Annotated in this window: 16 protein-coding genes; 2 read left to right on the top strand and 14 right to left on the bottom strand. The window is 47.4% G+C overall.

What is annotated here, in order from left to right:
- Positions 1-37 precede the first annotated feature (37 nt).
- The 10 genes from V9W66_RS04035 to V9W66_RS04080 form a co-directional block, all read right to left on the bottom strand.
- Positions 38-1126: a class II aldolase/adducin family protein gene (locus V9W66_RS04035; protein WP_144092379.1), complete on the bottom strand. Its 1089-nt coding sequence runs from the start codon at positions 1124-1126 to the stop codon at positions 38-40.
- Between the two features lie 220 nt (positions 1127-1346).
- Positions 1347-3158 (bottom strand): S8 family peptidase, encoded by a 1812-nt coding sequence (locus V9W66_RS04040; RefSeq protein ID WP_144092377.1) that lies wholly within the window; start codon positions 3156-3158, stop codon positions 1347-1349.
- A gap of 104 nt (positions 3159-3262) precedes the next feature.
- Positions 3263-4033 carry a prolipoprotein diacylglyceryl transferase gene (locus tag V9W66_RS04045; protein WP_144092375.1) on the bottom strand — a complete coding sequence of 257 codons (771 nt, stop codon included), beginning with the start codon at positions 4031-4033 and terminating at the stop codon, positions 3263-3265.
- A complete protein-coding gene (locus tag V9W66_RS04050) occupies positions 4030-4848 on the bottom strand; it encodes an arginase family protein (RefSeq protein WP_144092373.1) in 819 nt (272 codons plus the stop codon). The genes V9W66_RS04045 and V9W66_RS04050 overlap by 4 nt, the downstream gene beginning before the upstream one ends.
- A 43-nt stretch (positions 4849-4891) precedes the next feature.
- Positions 4892-5836 carry a DUF308 domain-containing protein gene (locus V9W66_RS04055; RefSeq protein ID WP_144092371.1) on the bottom strand — a complete coding sequence of 315 codons (945 nt, stop codon included), beginning with the start codon at positions 5834-5836 and terminating at the stop codon, positions 4892-4894.
- A 168-nt stretch (positions 5837-6004) separates the two neighbouring features.
- Complete coding sequence (locus V9W66_RS04060) at positions 6005-6196, bottom strand: small, acid-soluble spore protein, alpha/beta type (RefSeq protein ID WP_015527205.1); 192 nt, start codon at positions 6194-6196, stop codon at positions 6005-6007.
- A 97-nt stretch (positions 6197-6293) separates the two neighbouring features.
- Complete coding sequence (locus V9W66_RS04065) at positions 6294-6476, bottom strand: PspC domain-containing protein (protein ID WP_021977077.1); 183 nt, start codon at positions 6474-6476, stop codon at positions 6294-6296.
- A 13-nt stretch (positions 6477-6489) separates the two neighbouring features.
- Positions 6490-7407, bottom strand: coding sequence for a DUF4097 family beta strand repeat-containing protein (locus V9W66_RS04070; RefSeq protein WP_144092369.1), 918 nt, complete (start codon positions 7405-7407; stop codon positions 6490-6492).
- Positions 7404-8180, bottom strand: coding sequence for a DUF1700 domain-containing protein (locus tag V9W66_RS04075; RefSeq protein ID WP_144092367.1), 777 nt, complete (start codon positions 8178-8180; stop codon positions 7404-7406). Before V9W66_RS04075 ends, V9W66_RS04070 begins: the two co-directional genes overlap by 4 nt.
- Positions 8181-8182: 2 nt before the next feature.
- Complete coding sequence (locus V9W66_RS04080; RefSeq protein WP_015527209.1) at positions 8183-8500, bottom strand: PadR family transcriptional regulator; 318 nt, start codon at positions 8498-8500, stop codon at positions 8183-8185.
- A gap of 256 nt (positions 8501-8756) precedes the next feature.
- Between V9W66_RS04080 and V9W66_RS04085 the strand changes: the two genes are divergently transcribed.
- Positions 8757-10217, top strand: coding sequence for an RsmF rRNA methyltransferase first C-terminal domain-containing protein (locus tag V9W66_RS04085; RefSeq protein ID WP_186289969.1), 1461 nt, complete (start codon positions 8757-8759; stop codon positions 10215-10217).
- Between the two features lie 52 nt (positions 10218-10269).
- On the opposite strand, the gene addA is transcribed toward V9W66_RS04085, so the two are convergent.
- Positions 10270-13992 carry a helicase-exonuclease AddAB subunit AddA gene (gene addA, locus V9W66_RS04090; protein WP_144092365.1) on the bottom strand — a complete coding sequence of 1241 codons (3723 nt, stop codon included), beginning with the start codon at positions 13990-13992 and terminating at the stop codon, positions 10270-10272.
- Complete coding sequence (gene addB, locus V9W66_RS04095; RefSeq protein WP_330575190.1) at positions 13973-17395, bottom strand: helicase-exonuclease AddAB subunit AddB; 3423 nt, start codon at positions 17393-17395, stop codon at positions 13973-13975. Before addB ends, addA begins: the two co-directional genes overlap by 20 nt.
- Before the next feature lie 167 nt (positions 17396-17562).
- On the opposite strand from addB, the gene V9W66_RS04100 reads away from it, so the two are divergent.
- Positions 17563-18000, top strand: coding sequence for an FMN-binding protein (locus V9W66_RS04100; RefSeq protein WP_015527216.1), 438 nt, complete (start codon positions 17563-17565; stop codon positions 17998-18000).
- 23 nt (positions 18001-18023) lie between these two features.
- Here V9W66_RS04100 and V9W66_RS04105 read toward each other — a convergent pair whose 3' ends face one another.
- Both V9W66_RS04105 and hslO read right to left on the bottom strand, forming a co-directional pair.
- Positions 18024-19973, bottom strand: a complete 1950-nt coding sequence (locus V9W66_RS04105) for an NAD(+) synthase (RefSeq protein ID WP_144092363.1) — start codon at positions 19971-19973, stop codon at positions 18024-18026.
- 19 nt (positions 19974-19992) lie between these two features.
- Complete coding sequence (gene hslO / locus V9W66_RS04110; protein WP_015527218.1) at positions 19993-20874, bottom strand: Hsp33 family molecular chaperone HslO; 882 nt, start codon at positions 20872-20874, stop codon at positions 19993-19995.

Here is a 20874-nt window from a genome sequence, read left to right on the forward strand (position 1 = left end):
CGATGCATTTTCTTTATTTCTCTATATATTTTCTTTTTTATTTCTTACTGCGGTATGCTTCTGCCTCCCAGTGTGTGATAAAATATGTGATCTCATCAGTCATCTGCAGCGGGCCGCCAAAGCTCTCTGCATACACTGCAAGCTTGATTGCATCCTTTACCAGAAGCTGTGCCTTTGCTGCCTTTCCTTTGTCATCTTCCATGATAAATGCACCAACGCCCTGTACCAGGATCAGTCTTGGCTCTTTCTCATGCTCTGCCATAAATGCATCCAGCGCATTTTTCGCCTCATCAATATTTTCTACAAATAACGGATAAGGTCCGCAATATACAATATGATCCGGAGTAAACGGCTTCAGAAGAGGTGCCGCAGCAGTTTTATCTTTTACAAAATTATCCGCCTCCGCAGCCGGTACGACTTCCACCGCATGTCCGAGCAGACTGGAAAGCTTCTGTGCTGCCTGCTCTTTTTCAGGTGTAACCGCATCACTTACATCCGCAGTTCTCTTTACCTGCTTTTCCAGCTTTCCGATCACACCATCGAATAAAACGCCGATCTCCTCTACAGTATCAGCCGCAACAAAAATTCCGTGATTCTGAAGCAGAAGAACCTGCACGTCTTTTCCTGTTTCTTCTTTATAGGCATTCATTTTCTCGAAGCAGATACGGGCAAGTGTGTATCCCGGTTTGCAGATATCGATCCAGAGTACATCTTTTCCAAGAAGCTCTTCGCAAAGAGCCTTTGCGCCCTTTCCGCAGGTCAGTCCATTGATAAGTGTCGGATGAACATGCAGGACATACGTATAGGCAAACAGATTGTGGAGCAGTGCTTCCACGCTGGGACGTTTGGTTTTATCCTCATCGGTCACTGCCGCCATTACATCTGCAAGATATGCAGATTCACGCTTCACATCATCCGCCGGATATTCCGTTTTCATGATCTCATTCAGACGGGCTCTGTCCATTTTGACAAATTCCTCTGCCTTAATGGTAGCAAGCTGTGTACCGGATCCCTTTACATACAGTGTTGTATCGTCTTTTACAGAAGTATTACCGCCTCCTGCCAGAACATAGGCCGGATTGCTTCCGTAAGTGTTTGACATTTTTACCAAAGTTGAAAGCTCCATAAGTAAAATTCCTCCCTGTTGTGTCATTATATGATTTTTCCATATATTTATAGTACACGATACAAAGTGAATTATCTATATGAATATTTTTTCCAAAATTAGTACTTTCGTATCCTTTTATTATTTTTCCAAATGTAATATCTATGCATCTTGTGCATCTACTCTTTCCAAAGGAAATGATCTGTTTCTGCTTTTCATATTTTTTCCAGCTCTCATCCTCTCACGTCAGCAGTTCAAAGGTATGATACAGATCCACCTTCCCGTACCCCCACTCCGGGTTTGGGTACTGCATGTTTTCTTCTCTTCTTGCGCCTCTCTGCAGATAATATTTCACGCTGCTCCCGGTAAAAAACGGCTGGTTATCCCGTATGATCGCCCATTCAAACAGAAGTGCCGCGATACCGGCGGTCTGTGCGGCGGAGATACTGGTCCCGGAGTGGGTTCCAAAGCCGCCTCGTACCAGCGGCACTTTTACGTTAACGCCAGGAGCTGCCAGATGTGGAGTGATCATGCCATCTGGCGTATAGCCTCTGCCTGCTGCAATGTAGATGCTTCCGTCACGATGCTGGTAGGCAGTTGCCGTAATGCTGTTCCTGGCGTCTCCCGGCGCTGTCACCGTGGTATAGGGGGATGGTTCCAGAAAATAGGTATCCTGGGAGATCAGCCCTTCCACAGGAAGCCATATATGGAACTGTACGTTCTGGTGATTTCTTGCCTGGGTAAAAATTTTCCAGATACCGGACGCCGGATGGAAAAATCGGATATACACCAGGGAATATCCGGTCTGACGCTCGATCAGGATATAATTCACATACACCTTTGTTTCCACAAAAACAAATGACAGCTCCTGGGTTCTGGAACCGATGGAACTGCTGACTTCCAGTATCTCACCGGTTGGTGACTGGATGGAAAGCCCATAGATTTCCGGCGGTTCTCCCCAGAATTCCATGGTAAAGCCCTGCTCTCTTTCCGCCACACGGAGTTCTGTCACGATCTGTTCCCTTCCCTGAGAAAAAATCCCCGTACTGTGGTTTCTTGTATTTCCTTCGTTTCCTGCTGCCACAGATACGGATACCTGGGAAAAATTTGCCACATAGTCCACATACTGGCTTAACGCATTGGTCCCCAGATGCGCGCCCTGGCTGCTTCCGATCCCCAGGCAGATAGAAAGTGGCATCTTCAGTTTTTTGGCCTGGGAAATTGCAAAAGCAATGGCCATCATCACATCATTTTCCTGAAAAGCTTCTGCATCCGGAGGATAAAGATAAAAATTCCGGAGATATTGTTTTGCCGGCTTTACCTTGATGATGATCAGGGTTGCCTCCGGCGCTGCTCCGGTAAAATTTTCTCCGGGTACCATATTTCCGGCAGCAATACCTGCCAGTGCCGTGCCATGGCCGTTGGTATCTCTGGATGGCACGATGGCAAACGGCTCCTCGGAAGCCAGTGCCCGGTCGATATCCTCTTTCCGGAATAATTTGCCATATGGAACTTCTGTATCTGCTATATCATCCCCCGGCAAATTATCTGCATCTCCATTTTCAGCTTCCAACTCCCGTCCAGACTGATTTTGTTCTTCCTCTTCTATGGACTGATCCCATAAATAAGCGATTCTGGAGCCGCCTGCATTTCGAAACACTTCATTCTGATAATCAATCCCCGAATCGATCACCGCCACCGCAGTACCTTTTCCACGCAGCTTCAGATAAGGGTGATCGTGCAGCCTGTTGATCCCTGATTCCCCTGCTGCCTCCATATCCATGTAGGTATAGCATTTCGGGATCGAATTATAGGAAGTTCCCGTGACCTCGATCTTTCCCATACTTTCCAGCGGAACATAAAGAACCCCGAAAATTTCATTGATCGCCCGAAAAGATGTCCCCGGAAAAAGTTCCATAGTATCCTGGACATTCTGCATATATTTCACGATAAAATCCCCGAAGCGCTGACTCTGTGCCGGATTTTCCGTCTGCGCTCCGGGGATCTTATCCTCTGTTTTCATATTTGGTTCAAAATCTTCTTTTCTGAGCATGACAGGCCTGCTTTCGCCTTTTTCATAGATGTATGCAGCGAAAACCTGTCCTTATACCACTATTGTCCAACTTTTTCCTGATACATGGGACTTCCCTGATCCGTTTAAACACTGCTCTTGCTGTCTCTTTTTTTCCTGATCCGTATCAGCAGCACGATCCCCGCAATCCCTGTAAAAATACTGATAAACTGGGAAGTCGACAAAATTCCCACACTTCCACGGATAATATCCCCACGGAAAAACTCGATCACAAACCGTCCAATGCTATAAAAGATCAGATAACAGGCAGTGACCTGACCATCTTCTTTTTTGTTCCGTGCGATCAGCAACAACAAAAGGAAATGCAGAAAATCCAGTCCGCCGGAATACAACTGCGTCGGGATCAGCGCCACGTGATTGGGCGCATATTCGGAATTCTGAAATATCACAGAAAAAACACTCTCTGTCTCTTTTCCATAACAGCAGCCCGCCAGGAAACATCCGATCCGTCCAAATCCCTGGGCCAGTGCCACAGATGGCAGGATCACATCCGCATATTTAAAAAATACAAGCTTTCTGATCCTGCAATACAGAAGCCCCGTCAGTATCCCGCCGATGATACCGCCAAACACCACAAAACCGGAGCTTAAAGTTTCCATTATAAATCCCGGATCCTGAACAATTGATTTCCACTCTGTGATCCAGAAGAGAAGCTTTGCACAGAAAAATCCACCCACCAGGCACCACAGGATCATTGGAAAGATCTGTTCACTGTCAAGCTTCTGTTTTCCGGCTCTGTATTCTGCAGTCAGGCAGCCTGCCACAATTCCAATGGCGATCATCAGACCATAACCGTATACCGTAAATGGCCCGATGGTAAGAAGTTCATTTTTCATCGGTTTCCTCCTGTTATCTCATTCTTATTTCCGTCATGATCTTCGCTCCCGTATGCGGACAGAAAACACTCCATCAATGCAGCATTGGCCCGGTCATTCAAGGCGCTGTTTCCAGATTCTGCCACATCACATTCACCACAGATATCCACGCCCAGGATCCCCTCTGCACATATTTCTCTGACTCTCTTCAGACATTCCAGCATCGTATTCAGGCGCATATCCCCCTGGCTCCAGTTCGTGTCCGCATCATCCTTGCAGAGAACATCTTTATCCACAGAAATGTACAGCGGCAGCTTTCCCACATGCTTGCTTACAAACGCACACACCTGCGCCTCTTCCATTTCCAGAAGCTTCTCTCTGCTCAAGAATTCCACCTTTTCCTGAATCTCCGGTTCCACTCTGGAAAAAGCTTCCTCATCCGGGCCGATCAGGATCACCCTTTTAAGCAATGGAAGTTCCATAACAGAATCGTAGATCCATCCTCCGCAGGAAAGCAGACCTCCGAATGCCGGCGGCTGCATATCCGTGTGATTGTCAAATACAAGAAGCGAGAAAGGCTCCGATATCTTTTCCAGCCAGATCCTTGTCATATAGTGATAGTTTCCAGAATCAATAAAATGGATTCCTCCGGAAGAATAAGGGGCAATACGGCTGCGAATGGCATGCATCGCATCCTCATCACAGTAGCAGTTGGTTCCGGGAATGTCCCTGGCCTCCACCCGGGATACTTCTTTTCCCCTCCAGAACTGCTGATCCTCATATATTCCGGAAAAATCCATCATCAGTATCTTTATATTTTTATCTGTATTTTTCATGTGCACATCTTACCACGGAATGGCAGATGATGCAAGAGAAGGGTCAGTCCTTCCACTCTTCCAGTTCTTCATCGGAACCGTCCAGAAGATCCTTCAGGCTGCCGGTTTCCGCCTGGTCTTTGCCTACAGCCCAGAGCTTCATCTCCACATTCTCCGGTTCTTTTTCCCAGCGGGAATCCTCCTGCTTTTGCTCTTCTTCCGGTTCTGTGGATTCTTCTGTCTCTTTTCTGTCCGCAGAATATCCGTCTGCATCCTGCGCCAGCATAGCCGATGTAGTCTCTGCTGTAGTTTCTGTTGGATATTCTGTTTCCTTCCCACTCTGCTGCTCACCCGGCGCGTTTTCATCCTGGGTTCTTGTATCATTTGTCACATCCATATCTGCCGTTTCATTTACAGCATCTGAACTGTCCGCACCAGAATCTTCCTTCTCTGTCTCTGCTTTTTTTGCGATCTTTCGAAGCCCCAGCTTCATAATAATATAGAATACGATATCCGCAGCTCCGTCACACACCAGCACCCAGCCGGAAAAGATCAGCAGAGTCATGATCTTCGGAAATCTTCCAAACAGCATCACGATTCCAAGTGCAATGAAAACAAGACTTCCGATCAGAAGCACGCTCCATGCGCCGTTTCCTCCTTTTTTCAGAAGAAAGGCTCCTTTAAACTTCCACAGACTGTCAACCAGTACAAATGCGCTGAGCATCCATGGAAGCAGTTTGATCACGATAGACGGTGTCATAAAAAGAAACACCCCCAGCACAAAAACAACCACACCACTTAGAAGATCCATGATCGTAGCTTTCGCTCTTCCACGTATGTAAATATAGATATGATAAATGCCAGCTCCGATGAGGATCAGCCCGAATACTACTTTGCAGATCACGTCCACCGTCTGCGTGGGGATCAGGATCAGGCAAAGTCCCAGCAGTATATAAAATACTGAGGAGATGATCTCACCCTTCAGAATGTTGTTGATTTTTTCACCCATGTTCCTTCATACCTCCTCTGTTATTCCAACAGTATAGCTCTTTTCCACTGGTCAGTCCACCCTGAACCGTCAAAAAAATTTCTTTTTTCCAGAAAAATATTCTTATAATTCAATACAGCCCGAAGGACTTTTCCGGCGTCATTTCGCCTTGTTCCTTCAGGCTGTATTTTACTTTTTATGTTTCTTCTTTTTTGTCATAAGACCACCGATCCGTCCGGTTTCTTTTGCAGAAAGGCTTTTCCACCCGTCTTTGATCACTTTATCCAGAACTCCCATCTCATCGGCAATCTCGTATTTCAGTTTTTCCGCCTGGGAAAGCTTTCCCTCAAGATATGCTTTTACTTCTTTCTCTCTGTTCATCTTCCACACTCCTCATCTTTTTTATGGAGTATGGACGATTTCCGGAGAAATTATGCATTCTGAAAAATATGTCCGCCCTTTATGGGTACTGTCATTTTTAATCCGGGATAATGATCGCCGCAATGATATATGCCAGGATTCCGGCTCCGCCCATCAGCGTGATGATCACCCATACCAGCCGTACAAGAGTCGGATCGATATCAAAGTATTCCGCGATTCCGCCGCAGACACCACATAACATACGGTTTACTGATGATTTGTATAGTTTTTTGTTACTCATAATGCTTCCTCCTTTAGTCTTCTTCAAATTCAACCTGAACGTTTCCCATTCCGCAATCCAGTTTTATATTTTTCGTGGCACCTTCATTTGTGATCTGTTTATTTCCGGAAGTGATGGATGTTTCCAGAGAATCATCCACCTCCAGATTTCCAAGACCACATTTCAGCTCATAATTATACTCAGCAGCTTTTCCTGTAAGTGTAAGCTCCATATCTCCCATACCACAGCTTCCTTTTAAATTCTCCACCTGAAGTTCACTGATGTCGGCAGTTCCCACTCCGACTGTAAAATCTGCTTCCTTTATATCCAGGCTGCCGGAATTTTCAATGGTTCCGGCCCCCACATTTACTTCCATCTGTTCCGCTTTAAAATCACCATCCAGTTCGATGGTTCCGGCTCCCATCTGAAGTTTTATCTTCTGAAAGCTTAAGTTTTCCGGGCAAAAAATTTCTATGGAACGATTTCTCACTTTTTGATTGCTTGCAATTCTCAGACTACCGTTGTCATTGCTGATCTGAACGTGATTGTGATCCTTCCCTGAAACTTTCACCTGGACTTTATCCTCATTCCATGTTTTCAAAACCAGTTCTTCGCATCTCAGATCACAGGAAAGTTCTGACACAGCCGAAGCCTCATATACTTTCGTATATGCGGAACTGTCTGCACTGTCTGCCAGAATGCCCTTCTCATTTACCGCTCTCTCTGCAGCTGCCTGAAAATCATCCTCCTGCTCATCCATATCTTCCTCGGAATCTTCCACTTCCCAGCTGTCTTCATGATCCAGAACACGAAGCACCTGCGTGATTCCATGATTCAGAACACTCACATCTCCCATAGTCGCTCCCATGGCAGCTCCGCCGGCAGTAAGTCCCAGGCCTGCCACACCAAATACTGCTGCAAGGATCAGGATTACCTTCAGAAAATGTTTCATATTTTTTCCGCCTTTCTTCCATTCAGGAGATTGCTGCAGAATCCCGTAAATTTCCGCAGGATCACCGGCAGTATCTTACCTGTAAACCACACCGTCAGTGCCAGTAACAAAAGTCCAAGTGCCATCATCAGGCATCCAATGCCGATCGTCAGGATCCCGGCCGGCGGAAGAGACACCGCCATGGCAATTCCAACAACAATACACGCAGCTGCACCGATCACAAGGATGATCGATCCCGCTCCCGCAAAAAATGTCAGCAGGAAAGGCAGCAATACCAGTGTCACCAAAATCCCCAGTACTCCGCCAAATAATCCTTTTATCAGAGGAGCCGCAAAAACAAGAACGATCAGCGCAAGAATGATCCCTGCCTTATTCTGCTTTTTCTCTGCGTGATAGCCGCGCTGGGCACGTCTTTTCCTGCGGTCTTCGAAATTTTCTGTATTTCCCGTATCACGATGAGCCTCTCCCTGTCCATTTCCGTATACGGTTACTTCTGTATAATGGTCCGGCATTTCCCCGTTCTCTTTCACACGGGTATCCTGATATCCGTTCTCTGTGTATTCCCCGTAATCTTCACTGTTCTCCTGAAGATCTGCCTTAATGATCGCAGCAACCTTCCCCGGATTTCCCAGTTCCCGGATCACTTCTCCTTCATTCTCAGGACCTGCATCATCAAAATATCCTTCATAATATTCCAGTGCTTCCTGTCTCTCTGCCTCTGAAATATCGGAAAGCAGCCGTTCAAGCTGTTCCATAAACTGCTTTCTGTCCATAATTACACTCCCTCCTCAAACATCCTGGTGATCTTGGATGAATAGATCTCCCATTCACTTCTGTAAAGATTCAGCTGCGCTGCGCCCTTATCCGTCAGCTTATAATATTTCCGGTTCCTGCCTGCATATTCCATATTGTAGGCTTCCAGACATTCATCCTTCTGAAGCCTGCGAAGGACCGGATACAGCGTAGATTCTGAAACCTCCAGAACACTTCGCACATCCTGGGTGATCTTGTACCCGTAGGTACCGTCCTTCTCTCTGGAAATAACAGCCAGGACGATCGCATCCAGGAGGGCTGCTCCTGTATTAAATACCATCTGCTCACCTCTCTATGACCTGTAAAACGGACATTCCCATTCCGTCTTACTACATGCTGATGAACGCGATCACTTCACGATCCAACGCTCACATGATAAGTCATGTAATATTGTTCTGTGAATAATACTATATATCGTATAATATAGTTTTGTCAATAGTATTTAGAAAAATCCCTCTATACTTTATAATATTTTTCGGAAACCACTCTTTTCACACAATATCCGAAAGAGTCAAGTTTATATTATGGAGGAAATTATGACAGATTCAGATAAAATACAGACATTACCGCTTCCTTTTCTGGAGCGTATGAAAGAAATGCTGGGAGATGATTATGATGCTTTCCTGAAAAGCTACAAAAATCCCCGCACCTACGGTCTACGTGTAAACACCGCCAAGCTCTCCTGCCAGGATTTTCAGGCGCTTTCCCCTTTCCCTATCCGGCCGATCCCGTGGATCAATACCGGATACTTCTACGAGGAGGAAAGCCGCCCTGCACGATGTCCTTACTACCAGGCGGGTCTTTATTATCTCCAGGAACCAAGTGCCATGACACCGGCTTCCAGGCTTCCCATCGAACCTGGAGATTTTGTCCTGGATCTCTGCGCAGCTCCCGGAGGAAAAGCCACTGCCCTGGGTGCAGCCTTAAATGACACCGGATTTCTCCTTGCCAACGATATCAGTACTTCCAGAACCAGAGCCCTTCTTAGGAATCTGGAGCTTTTTGGCATGAAAAATATGCTCGTCACCGACGAAAAGCCCACCAAACTTGCCCAGCGTTTTCCTGCTTTCTTCAATAAGATCCTTCTGGACGCTCCATGCTCCGGGGAAGGCATGTTCCGAAAAGAGGAAGCCCTTGCCCGCGACTGGACACCGGAAAAATCTGCTGAGCTTTCTGATATCCAGAAAGACCTGGTCTTAAAAGCTGCCGATATGCTCCGTCCGGGCGGAATGCTGCTTTATTCCACCTGCACTTTTTCCCCATGTGAAGACGAAGAAGTGGTAGCCTATCTTCTCAGACAACGCCCGGATATGGAACTTATGGAAATGCCAGGATATGAAGGCTTCTCCAGCGGCCGCCCGGAATATGCCGGCACAGCAGACACTTCCGATTCCGAAATCGCGTTAAGCTTAAATGCATTTAATTCGGAAGAACTTCAAAAATGCGTCCGAATCTTTCCACACAAGATGGATGGCGAAGGTCATTTTCTCGCCCTGTTCCGCAAAAAAGGTGACTCTCTTCCACCCGTTTTCCGCTTTTCCGAAAAAGGACCGGACAAAAATACCCGGAAATGGCTGGAGGAATTTTTCTCTGAGGTCGGCCTGAAAACCATTGGCGGTCAGGAATTTGACTGGAACCGTGTGGAAGTCCGCAAAGATAAAGTATACTATCAGCTGCCCTTCCCGCTGGATCTCCGAGGAATCTCCTTTCTTCGAAACGGCCTCTATCTGGGTGATCTGAAGAAAAACCGTTTTGAGCCGTCTCAGCCTCTGGCGCTGGCTCTTCATAAAGGAGATGTGGAGGCAGTTATCTCCCTACCGGTTTCCGACGAGCGGCTTACCCGTTATCTTAAAGGCGAAACTCTTATGATCGAGCCGGAAGAGGCCGCTCACAAAAAAGGCTGGCACCTTCTCTGTGTGGACGGTTATCCTCTCGGCTTCGGAAAGCTTGTAAACGGGATCCTGAAAAACAAATATCCTGCTGGCTGGAGAGTGTAATCTCTCCGCCGCAGGATATCTGCCCACATTAACATATCATTTCATTTTCAGATCAGAGACTGAACGCTTCTCCAAGAGTAAACGAATAAACATACCGTTCCTTCACCTTCCGGCCTGTCATCCGTTCCAGCGCCTGGGCGTAATCCTCCAGCTGTACATGATAACGGTCGATCAGCTTCTGTTCTTCTCCACGTCTCACAAAATCCGTTTTATAATCCACCAGAACGATTTCTTCATCCTCTATAAAATACGCATCCATGATTCCCTGTACCAGAACATTTTCCTCACACTGCCACTGCGGATCAAGCTCCGAAGCTTTTCTTGCGATCACAAAAGGCTGCTCCCGGAACAGAAGTTTCTTCTCTGAAGCTGCTTTCATCCGCTGTCCGAGAGGTGTTTCCACAAAATTCCAGATATCCTTTACCCGGACCGACTCAGCCTCTTTTCTTTCCATCTTCCTGGCGTCAACCCATTCTCTCAGCTGTCTGCGGATCTCATCCCTGTTTGCTGTCTTCTGATAGTCCAGGCATTCCATTACACGATGATAAGCCGTTCCACGAAGTGCCCCTGTATACCCTTCCTCTTTCTTCTCCTCGATAAATCGGGGAACCAGCGGCTGGATCTCTTCTTCCGTCTCATAATCCACCGTTTCTTCCAGATCCTGCTCACTGTGGTAGCTTCGCTTTTTCAGTTCTGATACACTCACCTTCACAGGAAGATCTTCCAGATATTGATAGGGATATACAAAGGAAAAACGTCTCTGGATCTCCTCCCGGATCTCACTGTCAAAAACTCTGCCCGGATTCCAGTTCTCCAGTGTTTCCTTCTTCATTTCCCGCTCTGCCTGTTCCATAACCTCACTTTCTGTCAGTTCCCGTGCTGTGACCCGTGTAACTTTGAATTCTGCCGGATCTTTGTACAGAGGATTTGCGGTATTCATAAAGATGCCATATTCATGAAATAATGGTGCCATGCAGCGATGTCTTGCCAGTGCCGGAAGCACATAATCCCAGTAAGTCTTCCCGCCAAGCCTCCTTCCCAGAGAAAGCAATGGTTCCTCACTGTCCCTTAATGCGGACAATTTCCCCAATTCCGGATGCAGGGCTTCAATGGTTCCGCTGAAGATCAGTTTTTCCTTTGCACGTGTAAGCGCTACATAAAGTACTCTCAGCTCCTCTCCGAGGCTTTCCATCAGGAGCGCTCTCCGTATGATCTGCCTGCACAGGGATGGAGCGATGATCCTCTTCTCCGGCAGGATCGCATCCGCACCGATCCCCAGCTCCGGATGGATCAGGATACTTGCGTTCATATCCCGGAAATTAAAGCGTTTTCCCATTCCTGCTGCAAACACTACCGGAAACTCCAGTCCCTTGCTCTTATGGATCGTCATGATCTGTACCGCACTTTCCCCGGTTCCGGAAAGATTTACCTCCCCGTAATCCACCTGATACTGCTGAAGCTTCTGGATATATCTTACAAAATTAAAAAGGCCTCGATAGCTTGTCTTCTCATATTCCATTGCCTTTTCCACAAGCATGTTCAGGTTTGCATTCCTCTGTTCACCATTTGGCATTGCCTTTGCATGGTCTCCATATCCGGTACGTGCAAGTACCTCCAGGATCAGCTGATGGACCGGCGTGTAAGCCGCCTTATCACGAAGTGTATTCATGGTGTCCATAAAACAGGACAGCTTCTCTCCGAGGATTTTTTTGTTTTCCTCAAAACTCCCATGCTTTCTGTAGTCCTCCACAAACCTGCACACACATTCATAGATCATTCCTTCCGGATATGCGATCCGAAGCTCAGCCAGCTCTTCTGTGGTACATCCAACGATCGGTGAACGCAGTACGCCGGTCATGGGAATATCCTGCAGCGGATTATCCAGGATCCGGAGATAATTCAGCAGTGTCACAACCTCTGTTGCAGAAAAATATCCGGTTCTGGAGGCCGTATATACCGGTATCCCTCTTGCACTCAAAACCTCCCCGAAGGTTTCAGCCCAGCCTGAAGCAGATCGGAGCAGGATCACGATATCTCCATATTGAAGAGGTCGATACTCTCCCGTTTCCTTATCCAGCACCCGTTCATGCCCTACCATAGATTGGATACTTCCTGCAATGGCAAGGGCCTCCAGCTCTCTCTCATTCTCCGTTACTTCTTCATCCTCCTCTTCCAGCAGCGGACTGTATTTATCCACAAGAAGGATCTCTGTTTTTACAAATTCCGGATCCTGGCCTTCCGGAAAAGAAGCTCCGGGATACAGAGCTGCCGCCTCGTCGTAGGCAATTCCTCCCAGATCTTCCCCCATGATCTGCCGGAAAATAAAGTTGACACTTTCAAGGACTTCCGGTCTGCTTCGAAAATTTTTGTGCAGGTCGATCCGCTGTTCCGGACTGTCTTCCAGTGAATAGCTCTTATATTTTTCCATGAACAGTTCCGGACGGGCCAGACGAAAACGGTAGATGCTCTGCTTTACATCTCCTACCATAAAGATATTTTTGCGTTCATTGACCCAGCCGGAAACTGTCTGCATCAGGATCTCCTGGACCAGATTACTGTCCTGATACTCATCCAGCAGGACCTCATCATATTTTTCGGAAAGCTCTCTTGCCGCCTGGCTGGGCGTATAGGTTTCTCCTTCCTTTTTCAGAAGGATGTCCAGTGCAAAATGTTCCATATCCGAAAAATCCAGAACATTTTTTTCACGCTTCTTTGCCTGGAAACGTTCTGCAAAATCCTTTGTCAGCTTTACCAGCATCTCCAGCGGTGGTGCAGATGCTTCTGTCAGTTCCGTCAGCTCAGCCAGATTTCCGTAAAAATATCGGATTCCCAGTTCCTTCAGATTATCTTTTGCATCTTCGCGAAGAGCTTTTACCAGATTTTTCAGCTGCTCCGATACTCCCTCCATTTTTTTTGAGGAAAGTCTTGCAAACTTCAGATTCCGGAGATTCTGCGCTATCTCATCATAATCCCTTTTAACGGACAGTTGTTTTAACTGCCGGATCAGTATCATATCCTTTTCCAGAGCCTCCATATAAATCTCCGGTCCATCCTGGAGCTGACAGGTCTTCATTGCGGTTTCTGTAAGCTCTTCTGCTTCTTTCAGTGCACAGTCTGCAGCCTCCCACAGATATCGGAACCATTGCGTTCCCTCAAGACCTTTTTCCGGATCCAGATGATAATTCTCCACACAGCTGTCCAGCCATTTTTCGGGCCATGGATTACTCATCGCAGCATTATAAAGCTCCAGCACATGTTCCTTCAGTCCTTCATCCGTTTTTCCTGGCGCATAGCATTCCACAAATGCAGTAAAATCTGCCTTTCTTTCTGCATAATGATCCTCAAAAAGCTCCTTCAGCACATCTTCCTGCAAAAGCTTCAGTTCACCCTCATCTGCAGTCCGGTAACCCGGATCCAGTCCGATCAGATGAAAATAATTTCGGATCACATAGGCGCAAAAGCCGTCTATGGTAGTGATCTGTGCCGTATGGATCAACGTCATCTGTCTCTGCAGATGCTCATTATCCGGATCTTCAGCCAGTGCCTGATCCAGTCCACGTTCGATACGTTCCCGCATCTCTCCCGCTGCCGCCCTTGTAAATGTCATGATCAGAAGACGGTCAATGTCCACCGGTTTCAAAGGATCCATGATCTTACTTAAGATCCTCTGCACCAGCACTGCAGTTTTACCGGAACCGGCTGCTGCGCTGACCAGAATATTCCGGTCCCGGAGCGTGATGACCTTTTTCTGCTCTTCAGTCCATTTCACTGCCATTCTCTTCCTCTCCCTTCATGATCTTTTTCCACAGTGCATCTTCTTCTATGGACGACAGCCTGTGAAACTCATATCCCGGTATCTTCCTGTCGAAGCCGCACACAGTAAGATACGGACAATATGTGCAGGCATTCTTTTTTCCAAGTTCATAGGGTTCCACTGCCGCATTTCCATCCAGGATCGATTCCCTGATGTCACAGATCTTTCTCCGCACATACGCTCCCAGAGCATCAAACTGCTTCCTTGAGGCAACAGAAGATCTTTTGCTGAAGCTTCCGTCCCGGTTCAGGGATACCGGTATGGAGGCCATAGTGCTGTCGATTTTGGTACTCATATTATCATCTGCCTGTACAAGCCCGTTCATTTTCATTTTCTTCAGCATCTGCTCATTGATGCTTTCCATATCCGCATGGATCTTCTCCTGTATCATAGGATCCTTCACATTATAATAAAACACACCGGCCGGAACGATCTCACGATCCGGATACTTCCGTTTTTCCACCTGTAATGCTCCATCCAGATAGACCATCAGCTGAAGCTGAAGGCCATGATACAACGCCAGCAGATCAAACGAAGTATTTCCGGTTTTATAATCGATCACCTTCACATAGACCCGGTTGTTCTCCGGCTCTTCCATGATATCCACACGGTCGATCCTTCCGCCCTGAAACCTCACCTCAAATCCTTCCGGCCGGAATGCTCCATGCTTCAGCTGTTCCTGCAAAGCCCACACGGTACGCCGCAAAATACGTCTGGTCCGTTCGATCATATATTCATTTCTCGCACTGCTTTTAAGGATCGTATTTCCGTAATCTGCGGAAACCTGATCCAGACAGCTGTCTATGATACGGTTTCGCTCTTCTTCCGTAAGCTCTGCCCAGTCCAGTCCCTCTTTTCGGACTTCCGCCGCAAATTTTTCCAGTGCCATATGCATGACATTTCCCATATCCATAGCCCGGAACTCATACTCTGCACGTTCTGTAACCTTCAGGCCATACTGCAGAAAATGTGCAAATGCACAGGCCGCAAAACGCTCCAGCCGGGTAGCACTGTACGGGGAAATTTCTCCATAGAGGATCTTTGCCACTGTTTTTCCAATCTTGTCTGACGGTCGTTCTGAAAAAGATGCCTCTGTAAGTTTTTTTACAAGGATCCGGTATTCCGGGCTCTGAAGATACCAGCTGTACAGTTCCTGGAAGACCGCATTATCCTGGTAAGCTTCTCCTGCAAGCCCTCTCAGGAAATAATCCAGGCTGATTCCCGGAAGCTCCAGTAATTCCATAGGTTCCTGCATATCTCCGCACTGCCGGATCTCCATTTCCGGAAACATCTCCCGGATATTACTGACAAGAAAGGCCGGACTCAGGGCTTTTCCCTGGCTGTCGGACTGACAGAAGGACAGACAGAGCAGTTCTCTTGGCTTGGTCATGTTCAGATACAGATAAAATCGCTGCATGTTCATCAGTTCCTTTGGCCCCGGTGCAAGCTGGATCCCCTGATCTTTAAAAAATTCTCTGTCAATCTCCGTAAGCATTCCTCCACCGGATGTATTCTTCGGAATATTCCCTTCATTTACTCCCACAAAAAACAGTGCACGGATATCCTTCAGCCTGGTTCTCTCCATATCTCCCACAAGTACCTGGTCCATACTTGGCGGGATCAGAGCCACCTTGGCCTGGTTCAGTCCTGTTTCCAGAAGCTGACGGAAATCCTGGCGGTTCACGGTTTCCTCTCCAAGGATCTCCACCATATTATCCAGAAGTTCCATAACAATTCCGTAGATCTGGGCATATTCCTTTTCCATGGCCTTGTCGCCCTGTTCCTTGAATTTCAGTTCCTGATGCTTCAGTTTCTGCTGCACCTGGCTCCGCACTGCAAACTCGTAGAGAAAAGTACAGTATTCCCGCACCGTCTTTTTCCCACCTTTAAAGCTTAGCGCAAGCTCTCTGGTCTCATCTGCGAACCGCTGCCGGATCTCATTAAGCCTCTGAATGCTTTCCGGCGGCATTCCCCGGTAAATACGCACCCACACTTCATCCCATTTCTTAAATCCACGGATACCAAGAGCCAGCACATAATTCTCCAGAAGGTCTGCTTCCTCCCTGGTCACACAGGACATTCCGCACCGGAGATACCGGAATACACTCTCATAGGAAAAATCCTGCACTGCCATCTCAAGTGCTGCCCGGAAATATTCTACAGACGGATTCATCAGGACCGTATGCTTCTCATCAATGAAATACGGGATCCCTGCTGCTGTAAATACCTGCTTTGCAAGATTTCCATACTCCTCCAGGTTACCTGTGATCACGGCGATCTCACCGTAACGGCAGCCCTTTTCCCTTACAAGTCTGGCGATCCGGCGGGCAGTTTCTTCCATTTCCTTCTGCGGGTTCACTGCCGAAAACATGCAGATCTCATCCTGCGCTTTTTTATATATATTTTTTCGGTAACGGAAGATATTTTTTTCAAGGAAATGAAGGGCAGGTGCCTGGGAAAAGCGGGATTTTCCCACATCCTTCAAAAGAACCGGTGTCTCGATCTCCCTGGTCAGCTCCGAAAGCCCGTGGATCATCTGACGGCTCATATAAAAAAGCTGATAAGGTTTTCCTCTCATGCTCAGATTCTCATCCGCATCCATGGTCACCGTTACCATCACCTTCTCACAGACAGCAAGAAGTTCTCCCACAACACGCATCTGAATAGGCGTAAAACCGGTGTAACCATCCAGAAGGAGTACACTGTTTTTCATTTTTTCAGAAAACGGAAGAGCTTTTTCCAGCGCATCCATTACTTCTTCTCCTGTCATATAATGATCCTTCAGATATCCGGTAAATGCCTGGTAAAGAACAGCTACGTCTTTCAGCTTCATCTGAAGTAACGCTCTGTCACCGGAATCCTCGATCATCTCCTGGATCTCACTGTCCCGGATATCGTACTGCATAAACTCCGACAGGATAGACTTCACTTCATCCAGGTATCCCGCTTTACGCATCTGACCTCCCAGATAGGAAAGCTCCTTTCCATGCTGCTGTACCATCTTCTGCAGCACCATACTCTTACCGGTTTCTTCCAGAAGGATGCGGCTGTCTCCTCCAACTTCCTCCAGAACACGGTATGCAAGACGCTCAAAGCTCAGGATATCAATATTCAGGATTCCCCTGCCCGGACTCATCTCCACCAGTGTCTTCTGGGTCTGCATGGTAAACTGCTCCGGCACGATCACATAAAAAAGCTTCTCAGGATGCAGCCCTGCCTGTTCTATGATATTCTGATAAGCATAACAGGATTTTCCGCTTCCGGAACTTCCTATGATAAACTGTAATGACATCTTCATCCTCCCGATCACTTGCAGATTTTCAGTCATTCCGGCGCCATCCTGCGCCTGAAGTATTCCTATCATACCACAAATTCTGCTCCTATAGAACGGTCGTTCTCTATATTCTGAAATATCTGCCTGCTCTTTTCCTTATTTTTCCAGGCACAGTATCGGATAACCTGCGCACAGCTGTGGCATAAATCCTCCCTCCCGATAATAAACTATATAAAAAGCTTTGGGAGGCGTGCGCCATGAGTTCCAAAACCAGGATCATCGTCCTACATATGAAAGAGATCATTTACACAGCTGTCTTTCTGGCTCTCGCTGTTGTTCTGGCTGTCGTTCTTTTCTTCATGTTCGGTCCCGGAAAAAATGCCAGTCATACAGCCAGCGAAAAATCCCGCTACAAGCCGGGCGTCTATACCTCTTCCATCACCCTGAACGAGAATACCTTCGATGTGGAAGTTACTGTAAATGCTGACAGGATCAAGGCCATCCGTCTGGTGAATTTAAATGAAACCACAAAAGCTTCCTATCCTCTTATGGAACCGGTTCTGGATTCTTTGGCAAGTCAGATCTATTCCAGTCAGTCCCTGGAAGACATTCAGTATGCAGGAGACCGGAAATATACCTCCCAGGTACTCCTTTCAGCTATCACGGATGCAGTAAAAAAAGCGGAGAACACTTAAGCTCTCCGCTTTGCAATCTACGTTCAGATTTCAATCTTCTCCAGCACATCCTGCCAGATCCTTGCACTTGCATCACTTGGCATTCTGAGATCTCCTCTTGGAGAAAGTGCCACACTACCTACCTTCGGGCCATCCGGCAGACAGGAACGCTTGAACTGCTGGGCAAAAAATCTCCGATAGAAGGTTTTCAGCCATTTCAGGATCGTCTCTTTATCATAAATCCCCTCAAAGGTCAGGCAGGCAAGCCTGTAGATCTTATCCGGTGTAAATCCTGCACGCAGCATGTAATACAGATAAAAATCATGAAGCTCATAAGGTCCTACCAGATCCTCCGTCTTCTGGGCAATCTTGCCATCCTTAGGAGGAAGAAGCTCCGGGCTTACCGGAGTATCCAGGATATCCAGAAGAACCTCCTTCAGTTCCTCATCTCCGCAGGTATCCGCATAATAACGTACCAGATGACGTACCAGTGTCTTCGGGACAGAAGCATTCACACCATACATGGACATGTGATCGCCATTATAGGTTGCCCAGCCAAGAGCCAGCTCGGAAAGGTCTCCGGTACCCACAAGAACGCCGCCTTCCTTGTTTGCCGTATCCATCAGGATCTGAGTACGCTCACGTGCCTGGCTGTTCTCATACGTCACATCGTGGATCTCCGGATCATGTCCGATATCCCGGAAATGGATATTTACCGCCTCTTTAATATTTACCTCGGTAAGCCTTGCACCAAGGCAGCGGCTTAACTTGCAGGCATTCTGATAGGTTCTGTCTGTGGTTCCAAAGCATGGCATGGTCACACAGTGGATCTGTTCTCTCGGCATTCCCATCTGGTCAAAGGCACGTGCCATTACAAGAAGTGCCAGGGTAGAATCCAGTCCTCCGGAAAGTCCTACTACCGCACTCCTGCTGTGGATATGCTCCATACGTTTCTTAAGTCCCATAGCCTGGATGTTCAGGATCTCCTCGCAGCGCTCATCACGCTCTTCCTTCACAGACGGAACGAAGGGATACTGTGGATATTTTCTGGTAAGTCTTGTTTTCTCCTCTGCTACGGAAAAATCAACTCTTGTATGACTGCAGGTAGAAACTGCCCGATACGTGGACATTCTTCTTCTCTCATCAGCCAGTCTCTGCACATCGATCTCACTGTAAATGATGCCGTTCTCAAAGCGTCTGCTTTCCGCAAGCATGGAACCGTTCTCTGCGATCATATTCTGTCCGCCAAACACGAGATCCTGGGTAGACTCCCCTTCCCCTGCACTGGCATAAATATATCCGCAGATCAGTCGTGCTGACTGCCCGCTTATCAGAGTTCTCCGGTAGGAATCCTTACCTACCATCTCATCACTGGCAGAAAGATTAACGATGATATGCGCACCGTTGACGGCATGACGGATACTTGGCGGCGCAGGGACCCAGAGATCCTCACAAAGCTCTGCTGCAACGGTGAATTCCGGAAATTCCTTACATTCAAAGATCAGCTCTGTTCCAAAAGGAATTTCATCCCAGAACTCATCCTCCTCATTTTTCTCGCACTTCAGGAAGTCCACAAATTCCACATCTTCTTCCTCTGCACCTGCAAACTGTCTCTGCTCATAAAACTCATTATAATTCGGAATATGAGTCTTCGGCACAAATCCCACGATACGGCCATGATTCAGAGCTGCTGCCACATTATAGAGCTTGCCTCTGTGACGCAGCGGGAGTCCCACAAAGATCAGGGCGTCCGTCTCCCTTGTCTCCTCTGCAATATGCAGAAGCTCATCCCACGCACTGTCCAGAAGACATCTCTGGAGAAAAAGATCGTGACAGGTATATCCTGTGATACAAAATTCCGGAAATACCATCAGCTTGACATGTTCCTTTTCCATTTCATGAATGGCCCTCAGGATTTCCTCTCCGTTTGCCTTGCAGTCTGCAACGGTAACTCTCGGCGTTGCCGCTGCCACCTTGATAAAACCATGCTTCATTTTTTCTTCCTCCCGAGTTTTATCGCTTGCACTCTCTTATGATCCTCTTAAGATCTTCCACGGTAAAATTATAATTCTTATTGCAGAAATGGCAGTTCATCTCAATGTCCTTGCCTTCCTGGATCATCTCGTTAAGTTCTTTTCTTCCGATGCTGATCAGCGCTTTTTCCACACGCTCTCTGCAGCAGTTGCAATGGAACTGTGTAGGCAGTGTATCATTGATCTCTATGTCAAAGCCTTCCAGTACTTTTTCAAGAAGACTTTCCGGTGTGTGCCCCTGCTCCAGAAGATTGGTAACAGAATCGATCTTTGATACGTTTTCCTCAAGCTTTGCGATCACCTCTTCCTCTGCAAAAGGCATCAGCTGTACAATAAAGCCTCCCGCCTGACGGACTGTATTATCCTTATTCATCAGCACACCCAGTCCTACCGCAGACGGAACCTGCTCGCTGGTTGCAAAATAATAGGTGAGATCTTCTGCGATCTCGCTGGTCTGAAGAGCAACCTGTCCCACATATGGCTCTTTCAGTCCCATATCCTTGATCACATCCATAAAGCCTACGCCGACAGCTCCCGCAACATCCAGCTTGCCTTTGCTGTTTGCCGGGATACATACATCCGGATTCCCCACATAGCCCTTTACATTTCCGTGAGAATCTGCAGTTACTGTGATTCCCTGCAGTGGTCCGCCTGCATGGATCCGAAGTGTAAGGAGATCCTTTTCCCCTTTCATCATAGCTCCCATCATGGCACCGCCGGTAAGGAGACGTCCCAGTGCCGCTGTTGCCACCGGACTGGTGTTATGATTCTTTCTCGCTGTCTCCACCATATCGGTTGTAACAGCCGCAAATGCACGGATCTGGCTGTTTGCTGCTGTTGCTCTTACAATATAATCACTCAT

Source organism: Blautia massiliensis (ex Durand et al. 2017) (assembly GCF_051861785.1).
GTDB lineage: Bacteria > Bacillota > Clostridia > Lachnospirales > Lachnospiraceae > Blautia_A > Blautia_A luti_A.

Excerpts from the sequence above, each read along its gene's own strand:
- V9W66_RS04035 (WP_144092379.1), bottom strand. The coding sequence starts at position 1,126 with ATGGAGCTTTCAACTTTGGTAAAAATGTCAAACACTTACGGAAGCAAT.
- V9W66_RS04040 (WP_144092377.1), bottom strand. The coding sequence starts at position 3,158 with ATGCTCAGAAAAGAAGATTTTGAACCAAATATGAAAACAGAGGATAAG.
- V9W66_RS04045 (WP_144092375.1), bottom strand. The coding sequence starts at position 4,033 with ATGAAAAATGAACTTCTTACCATCGGGCCATTTACGGTATACGGTTAT.
- V9W66_RS04050 (WP_144092373.1), bottom strand. The coding sequence starts at position 4,848 with ATGAAAAATACAGATAAAAATATAAAGATACTGATGATGGATTTTTCC.
- V9W66_RS04055 (WP_144092371.1), bottom strand. The coding sequence starts at position 5,836 with ATGGGTGAAAAAATCAACAACATTCTGAAGGGTGAGATCATCTCCTCA.
- V9W66_RS04060 (WP_015527205.1), bottom strand. The coding sequence starts at position 6,196 with ATGAACAGAGAGAAAGAAGTAAAAGCATATCTTGAGGGAAAGCTTTCC.
- V9W66_RS04065 (WP_021977077.1), bottom strand. The coding sequence starts at position 6,476 with ATGAGTAACAAAAAACTATACAAATCATCAGTAAACCGTATGTTATGT.
- V9W66_RS04070 (WP_144092369.1), bottom strand. The coding sequence starts at position 7,407 with ATGAAACATTTTCTGAAGGTAATCCTGATCCTTGCAGCAGTATTTGGT.
- V9W66_RS04075 (WP_144092367.1), bottom strand. The coding sequence starts at position 8,180 with ATGGACAGAAAGCAGTTTATGGAACAGCTTGAACGGCTGCTTTCCGAT.
- V9W66_RS04080 (WP_015527209.1), bottom strand. The coding sequence starts at position 8,500 with ATGGTATTTAATACAGGAGCAGCCCTCCTGGATGCGATCGTCCTGGCT.
- V9W66_RS04085 (WP_186289969.1), top strand. The coding sequence starts at position 8,757 with ATGACAGATTCAGATAAAATACAGACATTACCGCTTCCTTTTCTGGAG.
- addA (WP_144092365.1), bottom strand. The coding sequence starts at position 13,992 with ATGGCAGTGAAATGGACTGAAGAGCAGAAAAAGGTCATCACGCTCCGG.
- addB (WP_330575190.1), bottom strand. The coding sequence starts at position 17,395 with ATGATAGGAATACTTCAGGCGCAGGATGGCGCCGGAATGACTGAAAAT.
- V9W66_RS04100 (WP_015527216.1), top strand. The coding sequence starts at position 17,563 with ATGAGTTCCAAAACCAGGATCATCGTCCTACATATGAAAGAGATCATT.
- V9W66_RS04105 (WP_144092363.1), bottom strand. The coding sequence starts at position 19,973 with ATGAAGCATGGTTTTATCAAGGTGGCAGCGGCAACGCCGAGAGTTACC.
- hslO (WP_015527218.1), bottom strand. The coding sequence starts at position 20,874 with ATGAGTGATTATATTGTAAGAGCAACAGCAGCAAACAGCCAGATCCGT.